Below are 24,361 nucleotides of genomic sequence, written 5' to 3'. Positions count from 1 at the left end.
AGTGACCCCATAAAGTTGGACTCATTTTTAAGCGGCTGCCAAGGCCTGATTTCGATACTGTATCGGACTCAGGCCTTTTAGTTTCAGCTTAATACGCTCGTTGTTGTAATAGTCGATATATTCTTTGATGTTTTCAATAAGCTCATTCACGTCTTTAAACGTTTCGTTGTGGTACATCTCACTCTTCAATATGCCGAAGAAGTTCTCAGCAACCGCATTATCTAAACAATTTCCTTTTCTAGACATACTTTGTTGCAACCCTTTTTCCTTGAGATGATTTTGATATTGTTTGTTTTGATATTGCCACCCTTGATCTGAGTGTACAACTGGCTTTTCATTTGGCTTCAACCTAGCAGTTGCTGTTTTAAGCATGTCAGTTACCAAAGGGAGTGCAACGGATTTTCTGACTTCGTAACTGATTACCTCTTGGTTGAATAGGTCAATCATAGGCGATAGATATACCTTCTCATTATTCACTTTAAACTCTGTCACATCCGTCACCCATTTTTGATTTGGCTTCTGCGCACTAAACTCACGGTTAAGCGTATTTTCTGCGATTTTACCCACTTCACCTTTATAGGATTTATAACGCTTAGGCCTTACTTTTGACTTGAGGCCTAACTCATTCATCAGCCGTTGAACGCGCTTATGATTAACAAGTACCCCCATTGTTCTCAGAGCACTCGTAATTCTGCGATAGCCATATCGTCCTTTATGCGCGTGATAGATATCACGTATTTTTACCAGTAAATCATTGCTTGCACAGGGTTGCTTACAAGTAGTGCGATGATAATAGTAAACACTCTTTGGCAGCCCTGTAGCCTTTAAAAGGTGTCGTAAGCTATGTTTTGCCTTGAACTCTTCGACGACTATCGTCTTGTCTTTGCTTTTTTCTTTCTGGCTTGAGCCAAGGCTTCTAACTTTTTTAGCACATCATTCTCTGCTCGTAAGTATGCTAATTCTTCTCGTAACTCCTCCTCAGTCATTTGCTCTACTGGTTTTGATGAAGAAGAATTATTAGTCATGACTGGCCTACCTTTTATTTGTGGTTTGAGACGTGATATACCATCACGAGCATAAAGCTTTTGCCATTGAAAAAGAATGCCAGGGGACGATAAATCGAAAAAAGCACTGGTATAACCGAGTGACCAACTGTTTGCTGTCATCGTTTTTAACACTTCTACCTTAAATGCTTGAGAATAAGGTTTGTGAACAGACCTGAAGCTTTCAGCGCCATGAATTCGATAAATAGCGGTCCAATATCGGACCTGCCTATCTGTAACATTAAATCTGTTGCTTACTGTCGAAGAGCTTTCAGACAAAGCGAGCTCTGCTATTTTGAGCTTAAAAGCTCGATGATGTTTGGACATAAAAAGACCCCCAGTAATTGGAATGTCCAACTATTGGGGGTCACTTCAAAACGCGGTTTTTTTTATAACGACTTTGTAATAAAATTAAGCCGTGCCACCCACTGTTAGGTTATCTATTTTCAGGCTTGGTTGGCCAACACCTACTGGTACACTTTGACCGTCTTTACCACAAACACCTACACCTTTATCAAGCGCTAGATCATTACCTACCATAGAAATTTGTTGCATAACCTCAGGGCCATTACCAATTAATGTTGCCCCTTTAATTGGCTGGGTGATTTTACCATTTTCAATTAAATACGCTTCTGAGGCACTAAATACAAACTTACCTGAGGTGATATCCACTTGACCACCACCAAAATTGGGAGCAAACACGCCTTTTTTAACCGTGCTGATAATATCAGCTTGGCTATGCTCGCCGCCTAACATGTAAGTGTTGGTCATACGTGGCATAGGTAAATGCGCGTATGACTCACGACGTGCATTACCTGTTGGGTTTACCCCCATCAAACGCGCGTTCATTTTATCTTGCATATAGCCTTTTAAAATACCGTTTTCGATAAGTACGTTATAGGCTGCAGGCGTACCTTCGTCATCTACATTAAGTGAACCACGGCGATCGGCCATAGTACCATCATCAACCACAGTACATAGCTCTGAAGCAACTTTTTGCCCTACTTTACCGCTAAACGCAGACGCGCCTTTACGGTTAAAGTCACCCTCTAGGCCATGACCTACGGCCTCGTGTAACAACACGCCTGGCCAGCCATTACCTAATACCACTTCCATAGTACCCGCAGGGGCATCAATGGCTTCTAAGTTTACTTTAGCTTGACGAACAGCTTCTTCTGCAAAACCCATCCAACGCGGCTTGCCATCAACAAGCTCTTTAAAGTAACCATAATCTAGGCGGGCGCCGCCACCAGCACCGCCACGTTCACGACGACCATTTTTTTCAAGTAATACAGAGCAGTTTAAACGGATCAGTGGGCGAATATCGGTAGCAAAGGTGCCATCACTGGCTGCAATTAATACTTCTTCGTATACCGCAGACATTGAGCTAATAACTTGCTCAGCATCAGGGGCTAATTCGCGAATATAATTTTCAAGCTCACGTAACAAATTAACTTTATCGGTATCGCTCATGCTAGAAATAGGCTGATGTGGCGCATACTGCTGCTTTGCAGCCACATCGCTGAATACTTTAACCGCTTTATCTTCACCGGCATCGGCAATACTCCGTGCTGCCGTGGCTGCTTTGTTTAACGCTTCAAGATTGATTGCGTCTGAATACGAAAAACCGGTTTTTTCACCACTAACAGCCCGTACGCCAACACCACGCTCAACATTATAAGACCCTTCTTTAACAAGGCCATCTTCTAATACCCAAGACTCATGATGACTCGATTGAAAATAAAGATCGGCATAATCAACTTTGTGCTGGTGAATATAAGCTAATGTTTTTTCGAGTTCTTCTCGATTTAGCTGGCTGTCGTGTAATAAATGCTGTTCAACCGAATTCATAATAATGGCTCTCTAAATCGTTGGTGAGATTGCAGCGGCATATCTCGTCTAATTTTGTGTAACTGGTTTAAATCTACGGTGCAACTAATAAAACCAAGCCCTGTTGATTTTTCACTTAATGTTTCACCACAAGGCGATAACATGAGGCTGTGACCATAAGTTTGCCTACCGTTTTCATGCGTTCCATATTGCGCTGCAGCAATAACATAACATTGCGTTTCTATAGCTCGCGCTGCAAGTAGCGGCTGCCAATGCGCTTTACCTGTTGGAACAGTAAACGCACTGGGTACTAATATAATTTCGGCGCCTTTACGAACTAAGGCATTAAATAAACCTGCAAAACGCAAATCATAACACACTGTTAAACCAATTTTACCAAAGGGCGAATCAACAACCACAACCTCATCGCCGGCTTGAGTAAAATCGGATTCTCGGTAGCTGCCGGTCTGGTCATCTACCTCAACATCAAATAAATGTATTTTGTTATAGCTTGCAACAATATCGCCTTGGTTATTAAACAAGTGTGAGGCAGCGTAATACTTATGCTGGTTATACGGCTCTGGTAGTGTGCCAGCATTTAACCAAATATTGTGCTTACGGCACAATTCACTGAGTTGCTGTTTGTACTGTTCAATACGCTGTGACACTAAAAGCGTATCACCTGCGTGTTTACTAAACACTAAAAATGCTTCTGGTAAACACACTAGCAGCGGACGAGCTGTCGGTAAGATTTGTAATGCCTGTTTTAATTTTGCAATATTATCATCAGGGTTTAAGCCTGAGCACATTTGCAATGCAATAATCGCAGGGGCTGAATTTATACCTTGTTTATTCATTGTGTGGCGCTAACCTCGGCATCTTTAAGCTTTAACTCTGAGGATGCTTGTGGCTGACTTTGTGCTGCTTGCGGTAAAGTCACCTCTCGACTCTTACGATCTAACTCTTGTACCTGAGGATCGTTCATTTTGCCTGTTACTTTAAAGTTGATCTCTGAGATCACTCGGGCAGAATGAATCACTTTATCAATTGCTAAAGCTGCAAGCCCCGTTACTGGATTAACCATCCAAGCCACAATCACCGGAATGCTCGAGGTTACTTGTGGTGCCACGGCTAAGTCGTAGTCAATTTCGAGAGTATTTAAATTTGCATACCCTTTTATAGAGAGATCGGCAGGTACCCCATCCATTTTAGTATCTTGGGTATAAGCAATGCCTTTATCTATCTGCATGGTGCCTTGCATGCTGTTATAAAAAAAACCTTTAGAAAATACATCTCTAAAATCAAGCTTTAGCTTACGCACTAATGAATCAAGGCTCAGTAATGAGAATACGCGTGCACCTCCATCACTGATTTCAGTTAAATGGCCTTCGCCTAAATCCCAGCTAATTTCGCCATCTAAACTGGCAATGTCTAAATCATAAGGTGCCGCTTGCCAATTTAGCTGATAATTTAGATTGGCGTTTGAGTCTTTAATAGTGGTGGTAATATCAAACTCATTAAATAAGGCGCCAATATCATCACTTTTAAGTTCACCACTCATCGCCGTTAGGCCATTCTGCCATTGCCCTTTAGTCCGTAATATATGGTCGCCCTTATCAACCACTAGCTCAGAAATAAGCAGCTTTTTACCATCGCCTAACAATGAGGCGCTTACCTTATCAAGCTGATAATGACTTACTTTACAATCGGCACATTCAAATTCAATAGCCGGTAATTTTGTAAGCCATGCAAGTTGTTCAGGGGTTGATTTTTCGCTCAGTCGCTCTGATTCTGTATCTAAAAAATTAAGCCTTAAATAATCGCTATTAATTCGAATCGGCTGACTTGATTGCCCGCTAGGTATAAATACTTCGGCTCTTAACTCTTTGGCATTGAGCTTTAATTGCAAATTATTATTTAGGGGCGATAAACGCATATCAAAATCATTAAACTGCATGCCACTCACGTTAAAAGAGTTAATATTCGCAACCACTTCATGTAAAGGCGGCATCACGCCCGGCGATGCATTCTCAGGCTGCGCTTTAGCTACATTAATAATTTGATCAATTAAATCAATCCAAGGTAATAACTCACTCTGCGCTAAATTAATACTCACCGCTAAATTTTGTGAGTTAAGCCCTAAGTCTTTTTCACCGATGATAAAATGAGCGTTGGTAAACTGCGATTGAGTATTGTCTAGAATGGCATTGAAATAAAATAACTCATTAATATTTGCAGTGATCAGATTAGAGATATCATCACCTTGAATAACCGCACTCAGAGGCCAAATTTGCTCACTGCTTTTTGTGTATACTCCTGGCAAGGAACTATTTAAGCCAATAAGTGGCGATTCAACTTCGGCACGATAGTTAAACCCTTGCTCGGTAAAATTAAGCTCTAAAGCAATATCAACGTCACTTTGCCCGCTTAAGTAACCATCTAAAATGCCTTGACCATGGTTTATGAGTGTTTGCGCATCAAGCTGAGCATTTATATTTATATTAGCGCGATAATCCTCTGCGTTTGCGTCACTAGTGTAGTTAATCGTTAATGGCATACCAAGCCATGTAGCCGTAGCATCGGTGAGGTTTATTTGTTGATTATTAAAGCTAAGTTCACCCTTTAAATGCTCAAGCGAAATACCGGGAGCAGAAATATAAAGAGGTGAGTCAAGTAAATTAACCGTACCAGTTACACTCGCCCCGCCCTCAAATTGTGAGCCGATTAGCAGTTCAATGTTTGCGCTGGCAAGTCCCTGTCCCTGCACAATATTAAAAATATCAGCCAAAGGATTTGCTAAAGGTGTGGCGACAAAAAAATCGTGCATTTTTTCAAGCTCAGCTTGCTTATCAATACTAACCACCAATGGCGCATCGCCCATTAAGTCATCAATACTCACATGTACACTACTGCCAACGTCAAGGTTTACAAGTTGGCCTTGCTGGCTATAAATATCCATTCGCTCATTTGCAAAATGCAGCTTTACACTGGCATTTGTGACTGCTGGCCAATCCCGATCGAATTGATAGGTAGCATTATCTATTTGCGCTAAAACATCAAACTGCCCAGAACCATCGTCAAATGGAAAGCCTGATAATGGACCAGAAAATAACACCTGGGCATTTGTTACTTCACCTGATTTTATTGCGCCATTTAAATAACTAACTAACTCAGGGCTCATTAACGTTAAAGGAAAATAATGACCGGCAACACTGGCATCGGGGGCAAATGCTTCGGCATATAAATCTAAGCGAGGCGTCTTACCTAAACTTAATTTCATCTGTGCGCTTAAGGTCACTTCATTGTTATCAAACCACAGGTTATCACTACTAATATGCCAATCGCCTGAGCGCTTAGCTAAATCTAATTCAATGTTTAGCTGGTTATAGTCAATATTATTACTAAAACTAGCACCTGTAATTAAATGGCTGTTTTCACCAAAAATAGTGATCCGCCCATATTGCTGATTAACTAAACCATCAACCCTTAAAGATTGAGCGGCGGGTACGGCGTTTTTTTCTTGCCAGCTAATTTCATCGGCTTTAAACCATAGTTGCCATTGCTTTGCATCGGCAAACTCTAGATACGCGTTTTTTATTTCACCACTGGGTTGGCGAGCTAAAAAAGGAGTAAAATTAGTTAATTCTGCTAAATCATTTAATAGGGCTAAATCGAGTTGCTGTAGCCATATTTTATTTTTCTTGCCTAATAAAGCTTCAAATTCGAGGCTAGGCCACATTATTTCGTTGGTACTAAACGCTAAGCCAGTGCTTTTTAACCGCCAGCTATTTTGCTCAGGGTATAAATGAAATCCCCCTTCACTTAGGCTGACTTTTTGTGTTTGCTCATTGAGTTGCCAATTTACCGCACTCGGTAACCACTGTACTTTTACGTCACTTATTAAGCCTTGTTCTAACCTAAGCCATGCTTGTAAATTTAAATCACTATGCAGTTGCTGCTTTTGAGTATTTATATACTGGGCTAACCAATTTGACACATCAACCTGATTAGCCTGCACATACAGATCACCTACCATTTGCTCTAAGGTTTCACCTTTGAGCGCAATACGGGCATCAAAATTACCCACAGAAATACCCGGTAGCGCTAGACTACCACTGCCAAGATGCTGTTTATCTTGGTTTTGCCATACAATGTTTTCTAATAACAGTTTACGTTCTTTGTTATCTTCTAGTACAAAGCTGATGCTGGAGTTTTCTATTGCAAAGTGACCGGTTTCGCCTAAAAACAGTCCTTCTATTAATTCTTTTTGCTCAAATGAAACTTCATCTTGATCACCTGCAAATAAATTGGCGACATTAACCTTGGTATGAAAACCATTGATCACAAAGTAATTTGATTTAAACTGCAGCGACTTTAAACTTTCCCAAAGATTTAGCTCTAAACTGGTTTTAGCTATGGTTAAAGAGATAGGGGCTGTTTGGTTGTCTTTAAATGATAATTCTTCGAGTACTAAAGCGGGACCACTGCCTTGCCAACTTGCTGATATAGTACCTATAGATAAACTAATATCAAACCTATCATCAAGGTAGCTTTCTATATCCCCTTTATAATCGTTCGCGTAGGGTAAGGTGTATTTTAAAATAGAAACAATCACGGCCAGTAGTACTAAAATTACAGCACTTATTTGCCATAATTTTCGTACACAATAAAAACAGGCCGCTTTAAATTTCATTACATCATTACCACATCAAACTGCTCTTGGCTGTATAAACTTTCAGTTTGAATATTGACCTGCTTTCCAATAAATAGTTCTAATTCGGCGAGGTTATGATACTCATCATTTAATAGCGCTTCACAAACTGCAGGCGAAGCATACACTACAAACTTATCTGCATCGTAAGCGCGATTAACACGTACTATTTCACGAAGAATTTCATAGCAGACCGTTTCAACTGTTTTTTGTGAGCCACGCCCTGAACATGCTGGGCATACATCACACAGTACATGCTCTAGGCTTTCGCGGGTACGTTTGCGGGTCATTTCAACTAAGCCTAATGCCGACAAACCATTAATATTAGATTTGGCACGATCTTTATCGAGTGCAGATTCTAATGAGTGCATTACTCGGCGTTTATGCTCATCGCTTACCATATCAATAAAGTCGATAATAATAATACCGCCCAAATTGCGCAGCCTTAGTTGACGGGCAATAGCAGACGTTGCTTCTACGTTGGTATTAAAAATAGTTTCTTCAAGGTTACGGTGACCAACAAAAGCACCGGTATTAACATCGACAGTGGTCATCGCTTCAGTTTGATCTATGATCAAATAACCACCCGATTTTAAAGTAACTTTACGATGCAATGCTTTTTGAATTTCACTTTCTACATCAAATAAATCAAAAATGGGACGCTCACCTGGGTAATACTCAAGCACTTGTGATAACAAAGGCACAAACTCTTCAGTAAACAGCTTAAGCTCTTGGTAAGTAAGCTTAGAGTCAACACGAATGCGCTCCATATCTTCACCTACGTAATCACGTAACGTTCTAAAGGCAAGTGTAAGATCTTCATGCAAAATACTGGCTTTGCTTGTTTTTCTGCGTCTAGAGACAATTTTATCCCAGAGCTTTTTTAAAAAAGCTGCATCGTGTCTCAGCTCTGCTTCACTTGCGCCTTCAGCAGCTGTTCTGACAATAAAACTACCATTTTCATCGCCGTATTCGGCTACAATTTTTTTCAGCCTTGCACGCTCTTCTTCCGTTTCGATACGCTGACTCACCCCAACATGTGTCGCATCAGGCATAAACACTAAATACCGTGAAGGTATCGTGATATCAGTGGTTAAACGTGCCCCTTTGCTACCCAAAGGATCTTTAACCACTTGCACCATAATGTACTGACCTTGGCGAACAAGCTCACGAATATCTTGGACTTTTTTAATCGGCTCGTCGTCAACACCCTCAACGATAGAGGCACTATTAACGATATCTGAAGCGTGTAAAAAGGCAGCTTTCTCTAGGCCTATATCAACAAAAGCGGCTTGCATACCTGGTAACACGCGGCTTATTTTACCTAAGTAAATATTACCCACGATACCTAAGTTACCAATACGTTCTAGCTGAATTTCTTGTAATACACCGTTTTCGATTAGGGCAACGCGACTTTCACTTGGCGTGACATTGATCAGTAGTTCTGTACTCATGCTACCCTCTTAAGAATGTATTTAATAATTGTTCTGTCTCATATAAAGGTAAGCCGACAACGGCAAAATAGCTACCCGAAATATGCGTTACAAAGCGCCCACCTAACCCTTGGATACCGTAACCACCGGCTTTATCTTGAGGCTCGCCCGTTTGCCAATAAGCATGTATTTCTTCATCACTGAGCGTTTTAAAGGTGACATCTGTACTGACCACACAACTGAGTACTTTATCTGATGTAGCAAAAGCGATGGCTGTTAACACTTGGTGCGTGCTCCCTGATAAGCGCTTTAAGGTTTGAGTAAAATCGTCTTTATCTCGAGGCTTACATAATGATTGGTTATCCATCACCACCACAGTATCACTACCTAGCACTGGCCGGTCAGTATACCCTTGCTCTACGCCCATTTGCGCCTTTAAACGCGCTAAACGCTCTACATAGTCATACGGGCGCTCATTAGCAAGCTGACTTTCATCGGCATCAACACTAAACTGTGAAAATTCAATCCCCAATTGGGTTAGAAGCTCTTTACGACGGGGAGACGCGGAGGCTAAATATACTGCGCAAGTCATTATCTGATCCTAAAATGTCTACGGTATTTTCGAAGTAATAAAAATACCCATATCCAGCTCAACATGCCTGTTAATACAGGCCATAAGTAATGTGGGCTAAAATAAACGCCAAGTAAAAAGTGATTTAACCAAAACTGCATTAAGTGGTAAAGCGTTAAGAACAAGCCTATAAGTAGGCTTTGTTGCCACAATGAAAAATTGCGAATTTTTTGGAAGTTACTTGCAGTAATAAAAATACATACTGAATAAGTTAAGGAATTAACACCCAATGAGGAGCCTGTTGCTAAGTCAATTAATAACCCAACAACCCAGGCAGTCCCTATATTTAGTCTATGCGGTAAAGCTAAAGACCAGTACATAAGCACCAACAGCACCCAATCAGGACGAAATGGTTCAAGTGAAAAAGGTAACGGCATTAGCACCATTACTAATGCAAAGAAAATACTTAATGCGATTAAGAGCATATGACGGTTAATCATCACCCATCAACTCCTGCTGATTTAGCCATAATACCACTAGTAACCGAATTCGATCTAATTGAGCTATCGGCTCAGCAAATACTTGAGCAAAAGGTTGGCCTTCATCACGAGTTATTTCGGTGATCACCGCAACCGGATAACCTTCAGGAAAGGTACCACCTAGGCCAGAGGTCACCAGCACATCACCAATACGCACATCTAAGCTATGCGGCACATGTGATAGCTTTAACACGTTAATTTTACCGATACCTTCAACCACTGTGCGCACATCGTTTCGTAATATACGCACCGGTGTTGCATGGGTAGTATCTGTAATTAACAGCACCCGCGAGGTTGTTGAACCAACTTTAGTCAACTGCCCGACTAACCCCATATCATCAATCACCGCTTGGCTTTCGCTTAAACCATCGGTGGTTCCCCGATTTATCACCACTTGGTGACTATAAGGATTTGAATGAACAGAAAGTACTTGAGCAATAATTTTACGATTGGTGTGCTTAGAGGAAGAGCCAAGTAATGCACGAAGTTTTTGATTCTCTTTTGCTAAAAACTCATATTGCTGGATTTGCTCACTTTGCAATACTTGCTTCTTTTTGAGTGCTTCGTTTTCGGTTAGTAACTGCTCACGGGTATGCAAACTTTTGGCGCTAAAGCTAAATACTTCGTAAGGTAGGTTAGCAACATAAATAAGTGGACTGACCAATGTATTCAAACTAGTACGAATGTTCTGTCCACCTTGCGTGTACTTGTCTCCAAGGATCAATACGATACTCAAAAGCACTGCGACAAAAAGTCGCAGTTGCAAAGAAACCGTTTTTTCAAACATTGATTTCATTAATCGTAACTAAAAACGTCACCACCGTGCACATCAATCATTTCAAGGGCCTTGCCGCCGCCACGTGCAACACACGTAAGTGGATCATCAGCAACAACCACTGGAATGCCCGTTTCTTCCATTAGCAGGCGATCTAAATCCTTAAGTAATGCGCCGCCGCCAGTTAACACCATACCATGCGCTGAAATATCAGATGCCAGCTCAGGTGGAGACTGCTCAAGCGCCACCATGACAGCGCTTACAATCCCCATTAGTGGTTCTTGTAATGCTTCTAAGATTTCATGCGAGTTAAGCGTAAACGAACGAGGTACGCCTTCTGCAAGGTTACGACCACGCACTTCTATCTCTACTGGCTCGTCTGTTTTAAATGCCGATCCAATTTGGTGTTTAATATTCTCAGCGGTGGCTTCACCGATTAAGCTACCAAAGTTACGACGCACATAATTAATAATGGCTTCATCGAACTTATCACCACCAATGCGTACTGAAGATGAATACACAACACCATTAAGTGAAATAATAGCGACTTCTGTTGTACCGCCACCAATATCAACCACCATAGAACCCGTTGCTTCAGACACCGGTAAACCGGCACCAATTGCAGCTGCCATTGGCTCTTCGATTAAGTAGACTTCGCGAGCACCTGCACCCATTGCTGATTCACGAATTGCACGCTTTTCAACTTGAGTAGCTCCACAAGGAACACAAATAAGCACGCGTGGGCTTGGGCGCATAAAATTATTATTGTGCACTTGTTTGATGAAGTGCTGTAACATTTTTTCAGTAACATAAAAATCAGCAATCACACCGTCTTTCATTGGACGTATAGCTTTAATATTACCAGGCGTACGGCCCAACATTTGCTTAGCTTCTGCACCTACAGATGCAACACTTTTAGGTCCACCAGCACGCTCTTGACGAATAGCAACAACTGAAGGTTCGTTTAATACAATACCTTCTTCTTTTACATAAATTAGTGTGTTGGCTGTACCTAAATCGATCGATAGATCGTTTGAAAAAATACCACGGAGTTTTTTAAACATGAGGCTGGATGACCTTTGAAATTCGTTCTTGTTGTAGTTGCGCTTACTTTAACATTCTCAACACAATGAGCAATGTAAAGCGCAGCCGTTTTTGTAATCATTAAAAAGAGGAAGCGTCGCTTCCCCATTAAATATTATCGTTCGCTCATTAAGCGAAAGCCAATATAATTAGCTCTAAAATCTGGCGCTAAAATTAACGCGTTGATGCACGAGCAAGGCTTGGGGCAAAATTCCATGCACCTTCGCGAACAACGGCATCTTTTTATTCCCTGTACTACTAGTCCATTCCCATACATTGCCTACAGTATCGCATAAGCCAAATGCATTTGCAGAAAAAGACCCTACCGGAGCCGTGCGTTTATTAGACCACTCGCTACCACACCAACCACAGTTAGCTAGATTTTTACCAATTTCGTTATCCCATGGGTACTCTGTCTCAGTGCCTGCACGCACCGCATATTCCCACTCAACCTCAGTAGGTAAACGATACGTTTGCGCTGCTATATCAAAAAACCATTAAGCGTAAACAATAGCATCATTTTTTTGTCAAACACACAGCAGGAAACTCATTAGTTTGCTCAAATCCTGGAGCTCGCCAATTTAAGCTTTCTTCCCAAACCGGTTCGCCGTTGAGGTAATATGCGCAACCTTTGCCTTTTTCAGCTTCGGTTTTATATTGCGTTTCGTTTACAAACGCTTCAAATGCGCCAACAGTCACTTTTTTGCTCTGCGTAGCAAAAGATTCACTAATCGTTTTTTCAACCACGGGGCGTTCATATTCAAGCCCATTGCCGTTTATATCACCCATTTTAAATTTGCCAACGGGGATCATCACTGCTGATGGGTCCACCATAGGTAGGCGTGTATCAACTTCCACTCCTTTTGGGCAATCTGCTTGTATTATTTGCTCGCGCTTTATAAGGGATGTAACCCTCTTTGCGTATTTCTAATTTATACAAACCACGTGGTAAGTTCGTCACCAAACGAGTAGAACCGACTCAATATCATTAATAAATACTGCATCGCCGTGTACATTAGAGCGTAAGGTTAACTGAACTAATTTATCTTTCTTGTTCTCAGCGACCACTTTAGGCTTTTTATTAACTGTTTTAGCGACAACGGCAGCAGCTTTATTATCCCCATTATCGCTGAATGTTAACTGACTATCAGAGAAAGTAGTACTATAAGCTGGCTGATAAGTATTTGCCAGCGGGGTACCATACTCTAAACAAAAACTATTATTCACACTAAGTAAGTGACATAAACGACTGCTGTTTACATCTTCGCGCTTAGTAACGCTTAAATTGGCGTTGTAATCACCTTGCCCGCTAAATGCGCTCTTAATCACGTGACTACTTAAAATTTGTGCTTGTGCCCCAGCCATGTCTCGCTTAGGTTCAACAAGACGTTTTTCTGTATAATTTTCAAATATTTTATCTAAAAAACGTTTAGTTGCCTTTTTCAGTCCTATTTGCTGACCGCTCTGCTCACTTGCCGCCAGTGTTTCAGTGCGCTTACAGTTAATGGTATGGTCAACTTCAAGCGTACCCTCTCGGGTAAATTCATTGCGTAATCGCTCTACACGCGCCGTAATATATTGCACTTTTAAGCTTTCAATCGTGTTTTGAAGTGCATGTTTATCAGCGCGAACTTGCTCAATATCTTTTAGATGGATGCAATTGCCGCCAATTGCATAAAAATATCATTTTTATTTTGTTTTTGATCAACAACGGCTTTTTGATAACGCGATTGTGCAGAGGTAATGTATAGCGACGGATTATCAATGAAACGTCGATACATATCATTCATCGCATCCAACGCTTGGTTTTTTCTTTATCAAGCTGTGTGGAACGCGTTCTCAGCAATTCAAGTTGTGTTTGAAGTTGATTCTCTTCTTTTAAATATTTATCGAGCATCGTCGTTGAACGAGTGTATTCTGTTTGTTTCGCATTAATCTCTGATTCAATTCTGTTTACAGTAGTTGTATCTTGTGCAAATACTGTGCTTGCAAAAAAGCTAGCATAAATTAACAGAGATAAAGGGGCGATTCGCATATATTTCAGTCCCAAAAAAGCGGCAGTTATTTGGTTATTATTATTTTTTATAATAAAACCTTATGCTATGTACTTGAAGCACAAAACACAAGCTTTGTTCATTTATTATCTCAGTTTACAACTATTATCCCGTTTCATGCCAGTAAATAACCGTTTCATTTGTACTAAATAGCTAATTTATTTAACAACACCGAGATTTATCTGCGTTTTACGCTATATAAGATGCCAATTTAGCCGCGTATTCATATTTTTTAGTTTGCTTAAGTAATAAAAACTGAGTCAAAATAACGCTATTACACAGCACATTCATAATGTAACTAATGAAAAAGAGTGATAATGCCAATACCATTCAGTATTAATGAACATAGCTATTTACAAACAATTACCAGTGAATTACTAACAGACAAAAAAATAACTTTAACTATTAAGCGCGATGATTTATTGCATCCACTTATCAGTGGTAATAAATGGCGAAAGCTCAAATACAATTTAGTTCGTATGCAACAACTGGGTAAATCTGAATTACTTACATTTGGTGGGGCCTTTTCAAATCACATTCATGCGTGCGCCGCTGCTGGTAAAGAGTTTAACTTAACAACCCACGCAATTGTGCGCGGCCCACAGCTTGATCTAAATAATCCTACTCTAAAATTTGCACAGCAATGTGGTATGCAGTTACATGCCGTCAATCGTATAGAGTACAAACAACGACATGATGAAGCCTATTTAGCCGCATTACAGGCACGCTTTCCAAACGCATACATTCTACCTGAAGGAGGCACTAACGAGTTTGCTATAGAGGGATGTAAAGAGCTTGCCCAGAGTTTACCTGAGCACGACTACTTAATCTGTCCAACTGGCAGTGGCGGCACCTTGGCTGGATTGATAGAGGGCAGCTCAAATAAAATCAACCTACTAGGGATTGCTGTTTTAAAGCAAGCCGACTACCTGCGGGACGAAATACGTGCTCTTAGCCCTAAAGCAAAATCACAAAATAACTGGCAACTACTTACGCAATTTCACGGTGGTGGATATGGTCGTTTTACAGCTGAGTTATGGCAGTTTTGCCAACACATGCAGCAGCAACATCAATTACCCTTGGAGCCTATTTACAGCGGTAAAATGATGTACGCACTTTGGCAGCTCATCAATAATGATTACTTTGCCCCTAACAGCAAAATTATTGCAATACATACTGGTGGGTTGCAAGGTTTAGAAGGGCTAAAATATCGCAAATTAGTGTAGAGTATATTTAACTTGTTAATTGCTTAGCATTAGTGAAATGCGACTTGAGTATAATTGGGGAGCAATTTAGAAAAATATCCTCCTTGCGCGCCGCTAATGCCTATTACTTTTAAAAGTTGTAGCTCCTGAGGCGTCTCCACATCAAGTGCAAATACTGATAAGCTCAATAATCTACCCATATGCACAATCCCCTTAACGTATTTTTGTTGTGAATTACTGCGCTCTATCCCATGGACAAGTTCAGAAGCTAAGTTAAGCCCTGATATTTGTTTATTAAGCGTAAACTTAAAGATATTTTTACTGCTTCTCACATCATCAATTACAATATTGCAGTTTAGTGCCGCTATTGCTGCAAAAGCGCCTTGCAAACGTAATTGATTATTTAAGAATTCTGATTCATTTATAGAAAATTGCAGTGTATGTTGGTTTTTTAAGTCATTGATATAAGCAGTTAACCAGCTCCAAAACTCGTTATTAAACCAGTTTTTAGGATGTAACTTAATGCTAATAACTGACGATGATTTATCTATAAGCAATAGTTTTTTTACTTGCATAACTACCGCTTGATCGTGCAATAGCGCCTCACCTTCGTTATAAAATTGACTGATACTTTCTTGATTAAGTAATTGTTTATTTCCCCTGTCATTACTTTTAATTGATACGTAATGCTTAATAATAGCGCCGCTATCGAGCTCGTATACTGGTTGAAATAAAATAGCCAATTTTTGCTTTTTAATTCGTTGTGGTATTGAGTGTCTATCGAGCTTTTGGACATGACCATAATTTAACCCTAATTGGTGATAATGCTTAACTCGATTTTGCTGTGAAAGAGTAAGCGCCGACTTTGCCAACTGATACACCATAACCTGATCAGCCTCTGAATAATAAGTACATAAACCTACTTTTACATGCCTCTGTGCAGTTCTTGGCGCCAATACATGAGCGGCACTTACAATGCATTGATGTAAATATTTAGCGCAATTGAGTTTATCAATTGCATCAATCCCTTTGAGAGTAAAAGCGAAATTGCCTGCAGTTAATAACTTAACGGATATTTCAGTCGTATTAATAAAGTCTTTTGCCAATAAGACTTTAAAGGTCGCTTGTAAGTCAGTGTTTGCATCAAAATGACATTCACACTGAATAAGTGCAAATACATTATATTTAATTGCTTCCTGCACATTAGTTGTCGCTATTGGAGCGAGCTGTAAAGAACTCACTTTGGGTGCATAACGCACTTTCTTATTATTAAAGTGCTGCTGACGTTTAGAGGCTATTGTGCTGTTTTTTATTGTTTTAGGCTTTTTAAAACGTCGAATACAAAGCATAGCGAGCAAAAAAAACGCGTTTATTATTAAAAACAAATAGCTATAGCTATACCAAACTGGCCATGAGTAGAGCAAAATTCCTTTTGAGTTAGCGCTAAAATAATGTTTTTGTTTTTCTATATAAATAGAGTTTTTATTAGGGGCGAGCGTAAAAGGCGTATTTGCAATAAGTTGATTTTCATTGGCCAATGGCTGTTGCAATTGCTTCGCTAGCTTTAAACCAACTTGCTCGTTTTGATGCTGTAAAACCAAACTTAAACCGCTATTAATAATCACTAGCAAGGCGATACACAGAGCATAAAACAAAGCATTTGAATAATTGGTAAAGTGAAATTTACTGGCTTTCATAACCCACCGGCACATCAAATAAGTTATTAAAGTGTTGTCTACTATTTGCAATTGTACAAGCCAACAATAAAAGTTTAGCAGAGGTTTAAAAGTTAGTACTTAATGTTATAAACATTATATTTAGCCTTTAATTAGTTAACTAAACAGCTGTCATTATTTATATATTAGTTTGAACAAAGGAGGGCTTGGCTTAAAAAATAAAAACACCAGTATCACAGTGCTTTTTACACATTCATATGTTTACTTTAGGAAGTATTTATTCAGATTTAAAAACTGTAGAAATGGAATACGGTCATTTTTTTAATAATAAAAGCCGCTTAATAGCGGCTTTTAAGATTATTTTTCAACATTTGACGTTTTGTCTTTGTCTAGAACGGGATATCGTCATCAAAGTCGATTGTTGGTTCCATAGGGTTTGATGCGCCACCTTGCGGTGCATTTTGTGGCTTAGGTGCAAACCCGCCTTGCTGTTGTGGTGCACTATTTTGTTGTGGTGCAAAACCACCTTGCTGCTGTGGCTGGTATTGGTTGTTTTGCTGCTGAGCAGGTGCAGATTGCTGCTGTGGAGCATAACTGCCTTGCTGGTTATTTTGGCCTTGGTTATTTTGACCATAACCACCGCTTTGTTGCCCGCCTTGGTTTCCTTGATAGCCACTACTTTGTTGACCACCTTGGTTACCTTGATAACCACCACCTTGTTGGTCGCCACCGCGTGCACCTAGCATTTGCATTTGACCCGTAAAGCCATCAACAACGATTTCTGTAGTGTATTTTTCTTGGCCTTGTTGATCAGTCCATTTACGGGTTTGAAGTTTTCCTTCTACGTAAATTTGTGATCCCTTGCGGCAGTATTCACCCACAATTTCAGCTAACTTGCCAAAAAATACCACACGGTGCCACTCAGTTTTATCAACCATTTGGCCAGTGTTTTTATCTTTATAGCTATCTGAAGTTGCTAAGGTAATATTTGCTACACCATTACCATTAGGCATGTAACGAACTTCAGGATCTTGCCCTAAATTACCAACCAAAATTACTTTGTTCACACCGCGTGCCATGGAACCATCTCCTATAAACGTTAGATTAAACCAGCCACTCTTCGGGCTTGGTCTAGGTCAAATTCTTTATCATTAATCTTTAAGTAGCTGCGGCTTTCGTCGCGAACTACGGTTGCTTCTATTACGCCGGGTAAAGCAACTAACTGAGAAGCCAGTGTTTGTGCCTGCTCTTCAGAATCTAATTGGGTCATTAAACTAATAACTTTGCTTTTCGGTGGGACTTGCATTTTCCACGCAATAATAAGCCATATTACCCCAACAAGTGCCGCCGCCGCAAACACAGCTTGCGTACTAGTTGTTTGTGCTACATACCCGCCAAGCATGCCGCCTAAAAAAGCGCCTAAAAACTGGCTCGATGAATACCCCCCCATGGCTGAGCCTTTTTGGCTTGCTGGAGCAATACGCGACACAAGAGCCGGCATAGTGGCTTCTAAAAAGTTAAACGCAACAAAATATAACAGCATACAAACTGCAATACCAACAACGCTGTTTGCCCACATAGACATACTTAACATGCTAACTATTAAAACCATAACAGAACCAATAAAGGCTTGTTTTTCTTTCTCTTTTTTAATTGCCACTATCATTACTGGCACCATTAAAAAAAACGCCAAAAATAAAACCGGAATATAAAGCTGCCAATGGTTTTCGGCCACTAAGCCATCTTTAATTAATTGGCTTGGTAATACTACAAAAATAGTCGTTAATGTTAGATGCAGCAATAATACGCCTACATTTAAACGTGCCAGCTGTGGGTGTTTAATCAATTTTTTGATGTCACTAAAACTGGCAAGCGTATCGCCTTTAGGGGCTTTATTTATTGCACTGGGAACGAGCATAGTGACTATAAAAATACCACACACAGCCAAAATAGCCGTTAGCCAAAATACGCCTGCAATGCCCCATGAAGCTGCCACTATCGGCCCTAATAACATCGCAAACGCAAAGCTCATGCCGATGCTCATGCCGATCACCGCCATCACTTTGGGGCGCTGTTCATCACGGCTTAAATCTGATGCAAACGCTAATAATGCGCTGGCGATAGCTCCCATGCCTTGTAACGCACGCCCTACCGTCACCATTTGAATAGACTCTGCCAAAGCGGCAATTACCGAACCTAAAGCAAACACCGCCAAACCACCGACTATGACTTTTTTACGACCTATTTTATCGGAAAGTCTCCCCATTGGGATTTGTAATACGGCCTGAGTTAAACCATACGCACCAATTGCAAAACCAATCCAGATAGGTGAAAAGCCTTCAAGCTCTTGACCATAAATAGCTAAAACAGGCATCAGCATAAACAAGCCGAGCATTCTAAATGCAAACACACTCGCTAACGATACGGCGGCGCGTTTTTCTCGTGAATTAAGTGAAGATGCGGTCATTATTTGCGTGATCTTACTGTGTTAAAAAATTAGGCAAGGATTCTATCACAAGCTTGGCAATAATTAATCGTCTATAACTAAGGATTTTTTCGATGATCAAGGATTAATATTGCAGCGTATTATGCGATACTGAACAAATAATTTTGGCAATAAACGAGATAGCATGGAAAACATTGAAGTCCGAGGCGCCCGCACGCACAATTTAAAAGACATCAGCCTAACCATCCCACGTGATAAACTAATTGTTATTACTGGCTTATCTGGTTCAGGTAAGTCATCACTTGCATTTGATACGCTGTATGCAGAAGGGCAACGCCGGTATGTTGAATCACTCTCTGCTTATGCAAGGCAGTTTTTGTCATTAATGGAAAAGCCCGATGTAGATCATATTGAAGGCCTTTCTCCTGCTATTTCCATAGAACAAAAATCAACCTCGCATAACCCACGTTCAACCGTGGGAACTATTACTGAAATCTACGATTATTTACGCTTGATGTTTGCACGCGTTGGCGAACCTCGCTGTCCGACTCATGATTTACCGCTCGCGGCGCAAACAATCAGCCAAATGGTCGATACCACACTGGCGCTGCCTGAAGGCACAAAGTTAATGCTCTTGGCGCCTGTTGTTAAAGACCGTAAAGGCGAACATGTAAAGCTATTAGAGCAGCTTGCAAGCCAAGGCTACATTCGCGCACGTATTGATGGCGAAGTGTGCGACCTATCTGATCCACCATCACTAGATCTACATAAAAAGCACACAATTGAAGTCGTGGTTGATCGCTTTAAAGTCAAAGACGGCCAGCAACAACGTCTCGCGGAATCATTCGAAACAGCACTTGAAATGTCAGGCGGCGTTGCCAACATTGCGTTTATGGACGATAGCAATGCTGAAGAAATGCTGTTTTCAGCAAATTTTGCCTGTCCAACCTGTGGCTATGCGATGACAGAGCTTGAACCGCGTTTATTTTCGTTCAACAATCCTGCAGGGGCTTGTCAAAGCTGTGATGGTTTAGGCGTAAGACAATACTTTGACCCTAATCGCGTGGTCCATAATCCTGAAATAAGCTTAGCTGGCGGTGCAATTAAAGGTTGGGATAAACGCAGCTTTTACTACTATCAAATGTTGCAAGCAGTTGCACAACATTACGAGTTTGATTTAGATGTTCCTTATCAAGAGCTTGCAAAAGAACATAAGAAAATTATTCTAGATGGCTCGGGTGATACTAAAATTGCATTTAATTACCGTAATGACCGCGGTGATTTAATTACACGTAATCATGTATTTGAAGGCGTGTTAAATAATATGAACCGCCGCTACCGCGAAACTGAATCAAACTCTGTGCGTGAAGAGCTAGCTAAGTATCAAACTAGTCAAGCGTGTCCTAGTTGTAAAGGTTCGCGCCTTCGCCAAGAAGCACGCAATGTATTTATTGGTCAAACTAACTTGCCAACCATTACGCATATGAGTATTGGTGAGGCGATGAGCTTTTTTGAAGGTTTGCATTTGACTGGGCAAAAAGGCCAAATCGCCGAGAAGATACTAAAAGAAATTCGCGACCGGTTATCGTTCTTAATAAATGTAGGTCTAAATTACTTATCACTTGAGCGCAGCGCCGACACACTTTCAGGCGGTGAGGCACAGCGTATTCGCTTAGCGAGTCAAATTGGTGCTGGGTTAGTGGGTGTTATGTATGTACTGGATGAACCTTCAATTGGTTTGCACCAACGTGATAACGACCGTTTATTGAAAACCTTAGTTCATTTACGTGATTTAGGTAACACCGTTATTGTTGTAGAACACGATGAAGACGCCATTCGTGCCGCTGATCATATTATTGATATTGGCCCAGGTGCTGGCGTACATGGCGGCCATGTTATTGCTCAAGGTACACGCGATGATATTTTAGCAAGCAAAGACTCGGTTACCGGCCAGTTTTTATCGGGCGTGCGTAAAATAGAAGTACCTAAAGAGCGCCATGCTACTAACGAGAAATGGTTAGAACTGTTTGGTGCTACTGGTAATAACTTAAAAAATGTTGATTTAAAAATACCTTTTGGCTTAATGACCTGTATTACCGGCGTATCTGGTTCGGGTAAATCTACACTCATTAACGATACCTTATTTAAACTCGCTCACACTGAGCTTAATGGTGCCACAACCGCAGAAGCGGCACCTTACAAATCAATTGCAGGCCTTGAGCACTTTGATAAAGTAATTGATATTGACCAAAGTCCTATTGGCCGCACACCGCGTTCAAACCCTGCCACTTATACTGGTATTTTCACTGGTATTCGTGAGCTATTTGCAGGTACTCAAGAAGCCCGTTCACGTGGTTACAAAGTAGGTCGCTTTAGTTTTAATGTTAAAGGTGGGCGTTGTGAGGCATGCCAAGGTGATGGCGTTATTAAAGTAGAAATGCACTTTTTACCAGACGTTTATGTACCGTGTGATGTGTGTAAGGGTAAACGTTATAATCGCGAAACCTTAGAAGTACAATATAAAGGCAAAAACATCAACCAAGTGCTCGACATGACCGTTGAAGATGCCCATGACTACTTTGATAAAATACCGGCTATTGCACGTAAACTTAAAACCCTGATGGATGTTGGACTTTCTTATATCCGTTTAGGCCAAGCAGCTACAACACTTTCTGGTGGTGAAGCACAGCGAATTAAGTTAGCACGTGAGCTTTCTAAGCGTGATACCGGTAAAACGCTATACATATTAGATGAGCCAACAACAGGCCTGCACTTTGCAGATATAGAGCAGTTATTAGTAGTACTGCATCGTCTGCGCGATCATGGCAATACCATTGTAGTGATTGAGCACAATTTAGATGTAATCAAAACAGCCGACTGGATCGTTGATTTAGGCCCTGAAGGTGGTGCTGGCGGCGGTGAAATACTGATTGCAGGTACACCTGAAGAGGTGGCTGAATGCCAGCGCTCTCATACTGGGCACTACTTAAAACCGTTATTAAATAAATAACGGTAATACGCTTTAGATAAGGAAAGTCGGTGTTAAGGTATTTAAAATTGCAAAATGGCGTGCTAATAAGCAGTTTAAGCAACAGCAAAAAAGCTGGCAACCACACCAAGTTAAACTGCTTAGCCATATAAAAAGCATATGGTTTAACCTTAACACCGCGCAAAAACTTTATCTGCTTGCGTTTATAACCCTAGCCATTTTTAAGTTAACGTGGCTATGTGCCACTATTACTATTATTGCGCTGATCATAGAATTTTGGCCTAAGTTTAATCAGCTCTGGAATTCACCCGCCGGTAAAGCACTTATTTTGGTATTTATGCCAGTATTACTAATCAAGCCATTTGGATCTGATCGCATAAAGTTTATTAGCCAAAGCTACTCACCACTTCTAACTGCATTAACCCGCTGTTTTTAGCGACGGTAGTGTTTGTAAGTCTGATTGCATTTATTGATGAAAAACCGCCTGAAAAAGTATTAAACGATATAGTAAATAGCTTTGAAAATAGCCAATCGCTCGCAAATAAATCCCCCGCTGAACAAGAGCAAGCCATAGAAAAGTTGAGTAAGCAAATAAAGAAAAAACTTCCCTCTTCAGACGATGACGGCGCTCAGACAAAAACATTTGGTATTCGCTTAGAAGGCGAAGATGAGAACACTCAAACGGTTAGGCAGTTTTTAGATACTAAAGGCTACTTTGAACATAGTAAGCGCTTAATTGCCATGTTTGCCTATAGTTATGAAGCAGACAGTTATTCACGCTGTAAGAAATCAACAGAGAGTAAGTGAATAGAGCTAAATGATTACGAAATTATTGAAATAACGCCTGATCAAAGCATGCCTTACGGTTATAAATTTATAGTTAGAGCCTGTGAGTCTGCCGGTATTTCTGCTACAAAACATTAAAATACAAAAAATGCCGCTAAATTAGCGGCATTTTTGTATCTGCAAATAAACGAGCCTATGGGCGTGTAATAAACCCAACCGCATCATAAACTGCTTTTAATGTAGTTTCTGCACGCGCGCCGGCTTTTTCAGCCCCTGCTCTCATGATGTCATTAAGAAGTGTTTGATCTTCACGAATTTCTTTAAAACGTGTTTGAATTGGCTCAATCATGCTGACAACAGCTGCTGCGGTGTCTTTTTTCAAATGGCCATACATTTTGTCTTCGTATTCAGGGACTAACTCTTCAATTGAGCGCTTAGTTGCCACACTTAGTAGTGTAAGTAAATTAGATACACCTGGCTTTTCTTTGCGATCAAAGTAAATACGCGCTTGCTCGTCAGAATCGGTAACTGCTTTTTTAAGCTTTTTCTCAATCTTTTTCGGCTCGTCTAACATCATAATAAAGCCATTTGGATTTTCATCTGACTTAGACATTTTCTTCAGTGGATCTTGCAGGCTCATTACTCGCGCACCAAATTCTGGAATATACGGTTCTGGCAGCGTAAAAATATCGCCGTAAACATTATTAAAGCGGGTTGCAATATCACGCGTTAGTTCAAGGTGCTGTTTTTGATCTTCACCTACAGGTACTTTGTCTGCTTGGTACAGTAAAATATCAGCCGCTTGCAAAGCTGGATAAGCAAATAACCCCACATTAATATTATTAGCATGCGTTGCCGACTTATCTTTAAACTGGGTCATGCGATTAAGCTCACCCATTTGCGCATAACAGTTTAATACCCAGCCAAGTTGCGCATGCTCAGGTACCTGAGATTGTACAAATAACGCCGCTTTTTCTGGGTTAATACCGCATGCCGTATATAACGCAACGCCATCGAGTACACGAGCACGCAATAATTCAGGGTCTTGGCGTACGGTAATTGCATGCAAGTCTGCAAGCATAAAGTAGCTATCATATTCTTCCTGTAGCTTAACCCACTGGTTAATAGCGCCAACATAGTTGCCTATTGTCATACCACCGGTTGGCTGCATGCCACTTAATACTACTGGTTTGCTCATGATTTTCCTTTATTTTTACTTA

Annotated in this window: 17 protein-coding genes and 1 pseudogene; 3 read left to right on the top strand and 15 right to left on the bottom strand. The window is 40.6% G+C overall.

Translation table 11 applies throughout. The annotated features are described in order from the left end of the window. Positions 1 to 27: 27 nt before the first annotated feature. The 11 genes and pseudogenes from BG00_RS05740 to BG00_RS05690 all read right to left on the bottom strand — a co-directional run bounded on the left by BG00_RS05740 (position 28) and on the right by BG00_RS05690 (position 14,020). Positions 28 to 873 carry an IS3 family transposase gene (locus tag BG00_RS05740; RefSeq protein WP_250653896.1) on the bottom strand — a complete coding sequence of 282 codons (846 nt, stop codon included), beginning with the start codon at positions 871 to 873 and terminating at the stop codon, positions 28 to 30. Continuing rightward, the gene (locus BG00_RS05735; RefSeq protein ID WP_036979831.1) at positions 870 to 1,370 is read right to left on the bottom strand and encodes a transposase; all 501 of its coding nucleotides are present in this window, start codon (positions 1,368 to 1,370) and stop codon (positions 870 to 872) included. The genes BG00_RS05740 and BG00_RS05735 overlap by 4 nt, the downstream gene beginning before the upstream one ends. Positions 1,371 to 1,454: 84 nt before the next feature. Then, positions 1,455 to 2,894: a metalloprotease TldD gene (tldD, locus tag BG00_RS05730; protein WP_036981136.1), complete on the bottom strand. Its 1,440-nt coding sequence runs from the start codon at positions 2,892 to 2,894 to the stop codon at positions 1,455 to 1,457. Beyond that, complete coding sequence (locus tag BG00_RS05725) at positions 2,891 to 3,730, bottom strand: carbon-nitrogen hydrolase family protein (RefSeq protein WP_036981134.1); 840 nt, start codon at positions 3,728 to 3,730, stop codon at positions 2,891 to 2,893. The genes tldD and BG00_RS05725 overlap by 4 nt, the downstream gene beginning before the upstream one ends. Next, the gene (locus tag BG00_RS05720) at positions 3,727 to 7,566 is read right to left on the bottom strand and encodes a YhdP family protein (RefSeq protein ID WP_036981131.1); all 3,840 of its coding nucleotides are present in this window, start codon (positions 7,564 to 7,566) and stop codon (positions 3,727 to 3,729) included. The genes BG00_RS05725 and BG00_RS05720 overlap by 4 nt, the downstream gene beginning before the upstream one ends. Then, positions 7,566 to 9,038: a ribonuclease G gene (gene rng, locus BG00_RS05715; RefSeq protein WP_013463925.1), complete on the bottom strand. Its 1,473-nt coding sequence runs from the start codon at positions 9,036 to 9,038 to the stop codon at positions 7,566 to 7,568. The genes BG00_RS05720 and rng overlap by 1 nt, the downstream gene beginning before the upstream one ends. A 1-nt stretch (position 9,039) precedes the next feature. Beyond that, positions 9,040 to 9,609 (bottom strand): Maf family protein, encoded by a 570-nt coding sequence (locus BG00_RS05710; protein ID WP_036981129.1) that lies wholly within the window; start codon positions 9,607 to 9,609, stop codon positions 9,040 to 9,042. Further along, positions 9,609 to 10,088, bottom strand: a complete 480-nt coding sequence (mreD, locus tag BG00_RS05705) for a rod shape-determining protein MreD (protein WP_036981128.1) — start codon at positions 10,086 to 10,088, stop codon at positions 9,609 to 9,611. Before mreD ends, BG00_RS05710 begins: the two co-directional genes overlap by 1 nt. Then, on the bottom strand, positions 10,081 to 10,923 hold the full coding sequence (mreC, locus tag BG00_RS05700; RefSeq protein ID WP_171034717.1) for a rod shape-determining protein MreC: 843 nt from the start codon (positions 10,921 to 10,923) through the stop codon (positions 10,081 to 10,083). The genes mreD and mreC overlap by 8 nt, the downstream gene beginning before the upstream one ends. Continuing rightward, positions 10,923 to 11,966: a rod shape-determining protein gene (locus BG00_RS05695; protein WP_036981126.1), complete on the bottom strand. Its 1,044-nt coding sequence runs from the start codon at positions 11,964 to 11,966 to the stop codon at positions 10,923 to 10,925. Before BG00_RS05695 ends, mreC begins: the two co-directional genes overlap by 1 nt. Before the next feature lie 134 nt (positions 11,967 to 12,100). Beyond that, positions 12,101 to 14,020 (bottom strand): annotated as a pseudogene (locus tag BG00_RS05690) (SUMF1/EgtB/PvdO family nonheme iron enzyme). A 336-nt stretch (positions 14,021 to 14,356) separates the two neighbouring features. Here BG00_RS05690 and BG00_RS05685 point away from each other — a divergent pair. Continuing rightward, positions 14,357 to 15,265 carry a 1-aminocyclopropane-1-carboxylate deaminase/D-cysteine desulfhydrase gene (locus BG00_RS05685; protein WP_036981123.1) on the top strand — a complete coding sequence of 303 codons (909 nt, stop codon included), beginning with the start codon at positions 14,357 to 14,359 and terminating at the stop codon, positions 15,263 to 15,265. 29 nt (positions 15,266 to 15,294) lie between these two features. Here the strand turns inward: BG00_RS05685 and BG00_RS05680 are convergent, their stop codons facing one another. The 3 genes from BG00_RS05680 to BG00_RS05670 all read right to left on the bottom strand — a co-directional run bounded on the left by BG00_RS05680 (position 15,295) and on the right by BG00_RS05670 (position 19,387). Then, the gene (locus tag BG00_RS05680; protein ID WP_036981121.1) at positions 15,295 to 16,941 is read right to left on the bottom strand and encodes an EAL domain-containing protein; all 1,647 of its coding nucleotides are present in this window, start codon (positions 16,939 to 16,941) and stop codon (positions 15,295 to 15,297) included. Between the two features lie 368 nt (positions 16,942 to 17,309). Further along, entirely contained in the window at positions 17,310 to 17,999 is a 690-nt protein-coding gene (gene ssb / locus BG00_RS05675; RefSeq protein WP_036981118.1) for a single-stranded DNA-binding protein, read from the bottom strand. A 20-nt stretch (positions 18,000 to 18,019) separates the two neighbouring features. After that, positions 18,020 to 19,387: an MFS transporter gene (locus tag BG00_RS05670; RefSeq protein WP_036981115.1), complete on the bottom strand. Its 1,368-nt coding sequence runs from the start codon at positions 19,385 to 19,387 to the stop codon at positions 18,020 to 18,022. Positions 19,388 to 19,550: 163 nt separating this feature from the next. On the opposite strand from BG00_RS05670, the gene uvrA reads away from it, so the two are divergent. Beyond that, a complete protein-coding gene (gene uvrA / locus BG00_RS05665) occupies positions 19,551 to 22,376 on the top strand; it encodes an excinuclease ABC subunit UvrA (protein ID WP_036981112.1) in 2,826 nt (941 codons plus the stop codon). A gap of 423 nt (positions 22,377 to 22,799) precedes the next feature. Further along, positions 22,800 to 23,162 carry a hypothetical protein gene (locus BG00_RS17985; protein WP_253861353.1) on the top strand — a complete coding sequence of 121 codons (363 nt, stop codon included), beginning with the start codon at positions 22,800 to 22,802 and terminating at the stop codon, positions 23,160 to 23,162. A 172-nt stretch (positions 23,163 to 23,334) separates the two neighbouring features. On the opposite strand, the gene trpS is transcribed toward BG00_RS17985, so the two are convergent. Continuing rightward, positions 23,335 to 24,339, bottom strand: a complete 1,005-nt coding sequence (gene trpS, locus BG00_RS05655; RefSeq protein ID WP_036981109.1) for a tryptophan--tRNA ligase — start codon at positions 24,337 to 24,339, stop codon at positions 23,335 to 23,337. Positions 24,340 to 24,361: the final 22 nt, after the last annotated feature.

The organism is Pseudoalteromonas sp. SCSIO_11900 (assembly GCF_000576475.1).
Lineage (GTDB): Bacteria > Pseudomonadota > Gammaproteobacteria > Enterobacterales > Alteromonadaceae > Pseudoalteromonas > Pseudoalteromonas tetraodonis.
The sequence above is the reverse complement of the archived record's forward strand: the minus strand, read 5'-3'. Positions and strand labels throughout refer to the sequence as shown.

Coding starts and splice junctions, on each gene's coding strand:
- BG00_RS05735 (WP_036979831.1), bottom strand. CDS start 1,370: ATGTCCAAACATCATCGAGCTTTTAAGCTCAAAATAGCAGAGCTCGCT.
- tldD (WP_036981136.1), bottom strand. CDS start 2,894: ATGAATTCGGTTGAACAGCATTTATTACACGACAGCCAGCTAAATCGA.
- BG00_RS05725 (WP_036981134.1), bottom strand. CDS start 3,730: ATGAATAAACAAGGTATAAATTCAGCCCCTGCGATTATTGCATTGCAA.
- BG00_RS05720 (WP_036981131.1), bottom strand. CDS start 7,566: ATGAAATTTAAAGCGGCCTGTTTTTATTGTGTACGAAAATTATGGCAA.
- rng (WP_013463925.1), bottom strand. CDS start 9,038: ATGAGTACAGAACTACTGATCAATGTCACGCCAAGTGAAAGTCGCGTT.
- BG00_RS05710 (WP_036981129.1), bottom strand. CDS start 9,609: ATGACTTGCGCAGTATATTTAGCCTCCGCGTCTCCCCGTCGTAAAGAG.
- mreD (WP_036981128.1), bottom strand. CDS start 10,088: ATGATTAACCGTCATATGCTCTTAATCGCATTAAGTATTTTCTTTGCA.
- mreC (WP_171034717.1), bottom strand. CDS start 10,923: ATGAAATCAATGTTTGAAAAAACGGTTTCTTTGCAACTGCGACTTTTT.
- BG00_RS05695 (WP_036981126.1), bottom strand. CDS start 11,966: ATGTTTAAAAAACTCCGTGGTATTTTTTCAAACGATCTATCGATCGAT.
- BG00_RS05685 (WP_036981123.1), top strand. CDS start 14,357: ATGCCAATACCATTCAGTATTAATGAACATAGCTATTTACAAACAATT.
- BG00_RS05680 (WP_036981121.1), bottom strand. CDS start 16,941: ATGAAAGCCAGTAAATTTCACTTTACCAATTATTCAAATGCTTTGTTT.
- ssb (WP_036981118.1), bottom strand. CDS start 17,999: ATGGCACGCGGTGTGAACAAAGTAATTTTGGTTGGTAATTTAGGGCAA.
- BG00_RS05670 (WP_036981115.1), bottom strand. CDS start 19,387: ATGACCGCATCTTCACTTAATTCACGAGAAAAACGCGCCGCCGTATCG.
- uvrA (WP_036981112.1), top strand. CDS start 19,551: ATGGAAAACATTGAAGTCCGAGGCGCCCGCACGCACAATTTAAAAGAC.
- trpS (WP_036981109.1), bottom strand. CDS start 24,339: ATGAGCAAACCAGTAGTATTAAGTGGCATGCAGCCAACCGGTGGTATG.